Genomic DNA, 6,492 nt, shown 5'->3' on the forward strand with positions numbered 1-6,492 from the left:
GCTGCTGGTCACCGGCGTGGGGCCGGTCAACGCGGCCCTGTCGCTGGGCCGGGTACTGGGCGCGCACCGCAGCGTGCGCGGCGTGCTCAACCTGGGCGTTGCGGGCACCTTCGACGTGCTGCGCGCCCCGCTGGGCAGCGCCGTGCTGGCGTCCGCCGAAGTCTGGCCGGAATACGGCCTTGCGGACGACCACGGCGTGGACCCGCAAGGCATCGCCTTTCCGCAGGCCGAAGGCCCGACCGGCCCGGTGTGGGACCGCATCGACCTTGCGCCCGAGTTGCTGTTCGGGCAGTGGCACCTTGCCGTGCCCGCGGCGGCCCGTAGCGGCGTTGCGCTGACCGTGGCCGGGGTTTCCGGCACACCGGCGCGGGCGCAGGCCATGTGCCGCCGCCACGCCCCGCTGATGGAGAACATGGAGGGCTTTTCCCTGGCCCTGGGCTGCCTGCGCCACAACCTGCCCTTTGCCGAGGTGCGCACCATGTCCAACATCGTGGGCTCGCGCGCGGCAGAGGACTGGGCGCTGGAAGGGGCGCTGGACGCCCTGGGCGCCCTGGCCCGCGAACTTTTCCTGACCGACTGACGCACCGTTCCGACACACGGATGTTCCGGGCCGCGGCGGCAGCGCCGCACGACACGCCCGGACGATACACGCAGGCCCATACACGCCGGTACTGGACACGCCCGGCCGCAAGCCCAACGGACATTCCCATGCTGAAGCTCAAAGCCTACCTGGCCACGGAACTGCCGCGGATCAACAAGACGCTCGACGCCGAGGTGGCCGTGCTGCACCCGCTGGTGCGCCCCGTGGCCGAACACGTGCTGCGCGCGGGCGGCAAGCGGCTGCGCCCCCTGCTGACCCTGCTCACCGCACGGACGCTGGGCGCGGAAGGCGGCGGGCTGTTCCGCAAGGCCTCCGGCCCGGACCTGTACCCGCTGGCCTGTTCCGTGGAACTGCTGCACTCGGCCACCCTGCTGCACGACGACATACTGGACGGCGCCGACCTGCGGCGCGGCCTGCCCGCCGCGCACACGGTGTTCGGCCAGACGGAAACCGTGCTGGCCGGTGACGCCCTGCTGGCCCTGGCCAACCGCATAGTGGCCCGCTACGGCGACGCCCGGCTTACCGAGACCATTGCCGAAGCCATCGTGCGGACGGCCACCGGCGAAATCGTGGAAATTGCCCACCAGCGTTCCACCGACCACGGGCACGATACCTACATCGACATCATCACCGGCAAGACCGCATGGATGCTGCGCGCCTCGTGCGAGTTGGGCGCCCTGGCCGCGCAGGCCCCGGACGAGGCCGTTCAGGCCGCCGCCGGGTTCGGCCTGAACCTCGGCATCGCCTTCCAGATCGTGGACGACGCGCTGGACTTCGCCGCCTCGTCCAAGGACACCGGCAAGCCCGTGGGCGGCGACCTGCGCGAGGGCAAGCTGACTCCGCCGCTGATCTACTACCTTGAAACACTGACGCCGCAGGACCGCGATGCGTTCGTGACGCGGTTCCGGCAAGGCACCTTCGATGATGCGGCGGTGGCCGAGGTGGCGGCAGACCTGCGGGCGCGCGGCTGCGATGCGAAAACGCGCGAACTGGCCGCCAGCTATCTGGACAAGGCATCCTCCTGCCTTGATGCATTGCCCGATACGTCGGAACGTCGTATCCTGCGGCAAAGCATCGACTACGTCCTCAATCGCGGCACGTAGCATCGCTGCGCGGTGCCGCCGCGCGTTGCGGACGGTGATGCCGCCCGGAATGCGTCCGGCAACCACGATGACGATGCCCGGAAGCGCACCGGACGACGCCGCAAACCACGCGGCCCCGCAACGGCAGGCGGGCTCTTCGCAGCGCCGTGCACCACGCAATCCCCCACACCGGAGGGGCGCATGACTGTTCCGCAGGGTCGGCACATGGCCGACGAAGAAGCCATCAATCGCTGCCTGCAACTCACCTTTCCCCCGGTCATGGTGCAACTTGTGCAGGCACTGGTGGCGCCGTTTCCGGAATTCTCCACCATCGCCCGCATCCTGGCCATGGACCCCATGCTGGCCGCCGCCGTACTGAACCTGGTCAACTCCCCCTACTACGGGCTGGGAACCAAGGTTTCCGACCTGCAACGGGCCGCCACGGTGCTGGGCACGCGGGAAATCCTCAAGCTGGCCCTGTCGTTGTCGTTCCAGAAGCGGGTGAGCAGCGAACTGAAGCGCCCCCAGCAGGCCATGTACCAGGACTGGCGGCTGGTGGTCTGGTCGTCCATCGCGGCGGAACAGATCGCCCTGCGGGTGCAGCCCGACACGGCCCACCTGGCCTACCTGGCCTCGCTGCTGAAAGACCTTGCCCTGTTCATGCACCTGTGCTCCGCCGACGAAGACCCGGTGCTGCGCGGCAAGGCCTGCATCACCAGCCTGGAACGCGACCAACTGGCGCTGGAAAACACCTGCTGGGGCGCCGACCACGCGGCAATGGCCCGCAACATCATCCACCGCTGGGGCCTGCCCGAGGCCATCGCCGACGCCATCGCCAGCCATCACGACCTGAACGGCGTGGCCCACCACACGCCGCTGACCCAGGCGGTGATCCTGGGCACCCAGTGGGCCGACCTGCTGCACGGACAGGCCACCCATCCCGCGCTGATCATCCAGTTCGAAATGCTGCTGCGCAGCCGCCTTTCGCTGGACGAGCAGGGGCTGGAAAACCTGCGCGAGGCCTGCGCCCAGCGCTTCAAGTCCATGCTGGCCCAACTGGCCATCCAGGACCGTCCTGCCGGCGCCCGGCTGTACGAACAGTCGCTGGAAACCCTGCAATCCTTCTATTTCCTGGGGGCGGAGCTGTCGCACGTGGCGGGCGGGCTGCCCTCGCTGGCCGCCACCCTGGGGCGGCAGTTGCGCTGGTACTGGAACGTGCAACGCTGGGAAGTGGCCCTGCGCGTGCCCGGCAGCGAAGAGTACATGCTGTTCAGCGGCGACGAGACCACTCCGGCGCTCCGACAGGCCGGCCCCGCCCCCTTCGCGCGGCTGCCCTGGCAGACCGGCCAGGAACGGGTGCCCCTGTCCGCCTCCGGCATCGACTGGGGCCAGTTGCGCCTGCCCAAGGACGCCCTGGCCCCGGCCCGCAAGTCGGCCCTGCTGGTGTACTGCCACTTCATGGCCATGGCGCTGGAAAACTACTACCACCAGCAGGCTGTGCTGGAGGCCAAGGCCGACACCCTGGACGCCCTGCCCCTGGGCGTGGCCCGTCTGGACCGCCAAGGGCTGCTGGTGGAAGCCAACCGCCGCTTCCTGGACTACGTGGGCCGCGACGAACTGCCCCCCCGCACGCCGGTGCGCCCCCTGCTGTCCGAATCGCTGGGGCTGGACTTCGGCCCGGAGTGGCAGACCTTCACCGACCAGGGCGGCCCCGCGTTCATCAGCCGCCTGTTCTGCCCCACCGACGCGGCGGGCAAGCGCATGGGCGCGCCCTGCGCCTACGTTTCGCTGCACCGCCGCCGCGACGCCTCGCACGATGACGTGCTGCTGCTCATAGAGGACGTGACGGAAATCTCCGACGTGGACGTGCAGAACCTGCGCCAGCGCGACTTTCTGGAACGGCTGCTCGATTCCATGCAGGAAATAGTGCTCACCATGGACCACACGGGGCAGATATCGTGGGCCTCCCGCCGCTGCGCCGGGTTGCGGGGCAAGAACCTGTTCGCCTCGTCGCGCCCCTCGGCCACCTTTACCGATACCTGGGACGCGGCCTACCTGTCCGGCGCGTCACCGGCTGCCCCGGTGGAGGCGGTGCTGGAACTGGGCGACGGCAACATGGGCTTGTTCGAACTGATCTTTTCCGCACTGGATGCGCGCGAGCACGAAGGCCCGGCCTTCCTGATGGTGGGGCGCGACCTGACCAGCATCCGCCGCCTGGAAGAAAAGGTGAAACAGCAGGCCATGTACGATGGCCTGACCGGGCTGTTCAACCATTCGCAGTTCCACATGATCCTGGAGCGCGAAATGGAGCGCAGCCGCCGCACCAACCGCCAGTTGGGGCTGATCTTCTTCGACCTTGACCGGTTCAAGGCCATCAACGACACCTACGGCCACCAGGCGGGCGATACCGTGCTGCGCCGCGTGGCCGCGGGCATCAGCGCGGTGGTGCGCAAGGGAATGGACTTTCCCTGCCGCTACGGCGGCGACGAATTTGCCGTGGTGGTCACCGAGGTGACCCCCGAGATCATGGAAGGCCTTGCCCGGCGCATCCGCGAAGGGGTGGTGACCAGTTGCAAGGGCGCCGTGGACATGAGCATGGGCCTTGCCCTGCTGACGCCGTCCGACACGGGCGAAAGCCTTGTCCAGCGGGCCGACAGGGCCAGCTATTCCTCCAAGAAGCTGGAGGGGGTCAAGGTTCGCTGGGCCGAGTAGCGACTGGCACCACCAGGCACCCAGATGCTGAACGCATTGCAGCGCCTGTGCATAGATCAAACCTATGCACAGGCGCGTTTCCATTCAAACAGATTATTTCACGTAACCTTCCTGCGCTGTTAGCATCCGCTCACACATCATTTCATTCCGTCACCGCAAGGAGGGTGTATGCGCCGTCTTCGTGCCGTTCTGTCCCTGGTCATGATTCTGGTTTTTGGCCTTGCCGCCGCTTCCGCAGTCGCCGCGCCGCTGGATGCCTTCGCGCCCCAATCCGGCCTTGCCGGTTCCCTCGACATCGCCGGGGGCACCGCGCACATCCCGGTCATGAAGGAAGCCGCCAAACGCATCATGACCGTGAACCCGGCCCTGCGCATCTCGGTGGCTGGGGGCGGGTCCGGCGTGGGCGTGCAGCAGGTGGGCGAAGGGCTGGTGGGCATCGGCAACACCGGTCGTCCCCTCACCGAGGCGGAAGTGCAGAAGTACGGCCTCGTGTCCTTTCCCTTCGCCATCGACGGCGTGGCCGTGGTGGTCAGCCCGGCCAATCCGGTCACCGGCCTGACCGGAAAGCAGGTGGCCGACATCTTCGCGGGCACCGTCACCAACTGGAAGGACGTGGGCGGCAAGGACGCCCCCATCACCCTGTACACCCGCGAGGACGGCAGCGGCACCCGCGAGGTGTTCGTTGAAAAGGCCCTGAAGAAGGGTCCGCAAGCCGCCACGGCCAACGTGGTGAACTCCAACGGCGCCATGAAGACCGCCATCGCCCAGGATCCCAATTCCATCGGGTACGTAGGCATCGGCCACCTGGGCGAAAGCATCAAGGGCCTGCACTTCGACGGCATGGTGCCCACGCAGGAAAACGCCGCCAGCGGCGCGTACACCGTCACCCGCAAGCTGTACATGAACACCAGGGGCGCGCCGCAGGGCCTAGCCAAGGCGTTCATCGACTACGTCTTCAGCCCCGAAGGGCAGGAAATCACCAAGGCCAGCGGCTACATCCCGCTCGGCAGGTAAGTTCCGCCCGTGCGTGACGGAAACACGCCCCCGGCGCTGCGGTGCGCCGCCGCCGTCACGGTGCTGGGCATTGCCGCCGTGTTCGGCTTCGTCACCGTGTATGCCCTGCCCGTACTGCTGAGCGGGCAGGGCCTTGCGGTGCTGTCCTGGCGCTGGCTGCCCGCCGCCGGGCAGTTCGGCATCCTGCCCATGGTTTGCGGCTCGGTGCTGCTGGCCTGTTCGGCCCTGCTGCTGGGCTGGCCGCTGGCCCTTTGTCTGTGCGGCTGGATGCACGGGCTTGGCCCCGCCCGGCCCGCCCGCGGGCTGCGCCAACTGGTGCACGGCATGGCGGCGGTGCCCACGGTGGTCTACGGGTTCGTCTCGGTGTTCCTGCTGGTGCCGCTGGTGCGGCAGACGGGGCAGGGGTCCGGCCTGTGCTGGCTGTCCGCCGCGCTGGTGCTTGCCCTGCTGGTGCTGCCCACCATGGTGGTGATCATGGATGCCGCCCTGCGGGAACAGGGCCGGTCGCTGCGGCTTGCCGGCGCGGCGCTGGGCCTTTCGCCCGCACAGGTCTTTGCCCACGTCATGCTGCCGGGCGCCCGGCGCTGGCTGATCACGGCGGGGGTGTTCGGCTTCGGCAGGGCCGTGGGCGACACGCTGATTCCGCTGATGCTGGCGGGCAACGCGCCCGGCGTGCCCGCATCGCCCTTCGACGCCCTGCGCACCCTTACCGCGCACATGGCCCTGGTCATGTCCACCGATGCGGGCAGCACCGCCTATCATTCGCTGTTCGCGGCGGGCATCCTGCTGCTGGCGGTGAGCGCAGGCGTCAGCCTGGCCGTGCGCCGCCTGCGCGGTTCGGGGCAGGACGCCCTTCCCGACGCGGAGTGGCGTCCATGACCGCAAGCCCGGTTTCACCGGAGTCCCGGCATCTGCCGGACAGGCGCGTCCCATCCGGCGCCCGGCCCCGTACCCGCGAACATGTCCTTACCGTCGCGGCCTGGCTGGCCGCGTTACTGGTAGCCGCCGTGGCCGCCGCCGGTTGCGGCTACCTGCTGTGGCGCGGGGTGCCCACCCTGGGCCGCGCGCTGTTCTTCGGCGATG

General features: G+C 68.8%; 5 protein-coding genes and 1 pseudogene. All 6 read left to right on the top strand.

The features are described from left to right. The coding region (gene mqnB / locus FVW20_RS04790) for a futalosine hydrolase (protein WP_196608520.1) at window positions 1-580 on the top strand (580 nt) is incomplete at its 5' end. Window positions 581-708: 128 nt separating this feature from the next. Further along, on the top strand, window positions 709-1,704 hold the full coding sequence (locus FVW20_RS04795) for a polyprenyl synthetase family protein (protein ID WP_196608521.1): 996 nt from the start codon (window positions 709-711) through the stop codon (window positions 1,702-1,704). 180 nt (window positions 1,705-1,884) lie between these two features. Further along, window positions 1,885-4,395, top strand: coding sequence for a sensor domain-containing diguanylate cyclase (locus FVW20_RS04800; protein ID WP_196608522.1), 2,511 nt, complete (start codon window positions 1,885-1,887; stop codon window positions 4,393-4,395). 168 nt (window positions 4,396-4,563) lie between these two features. Further along, window positions 4,564-5,409 (top strand): phosphate ABC transporter substrate-binding protein, encoded by an 846-nt coding sequence (locus FVW20_RS04805; protein WP_196608523.1) that lies wholly within the window; start codon window positions 4,564-4,566, stop codon window positions 5,407-5,409. Between the two features lie 9 nt (window positions 5,410-5,418). Beyond that, a complete protein-coding gene (locus tag FVW20_RS04810; protein WP_196608524.1) occupies window positions 5,419-6,288 on the top strand; it encodes a PstC family ABC transporter permease in 870 nt (289 codons plus the stop codon). Then, a pseudogene (locus FVW20_RS04815) lies at window positions 6,285-6,492 on the top strand (phosphate ABC transporter permease); the annotation flags it as partial. The gene FVW20_RS04810 and the pseudogene FVW20_RS04815, both read left to right, overlap by 4 nt.

This window comes from Nitratidesulfovibrio oxamicus, assembly GCF_015731765.1.
GTDB lineage: Bacteria > Desulfobacterota > Desulfovibrionia > Desulfovibrionales > Desulfovibrionaceae > Cupidesulfovibrio > Cupidesulfovibrio oxamicus.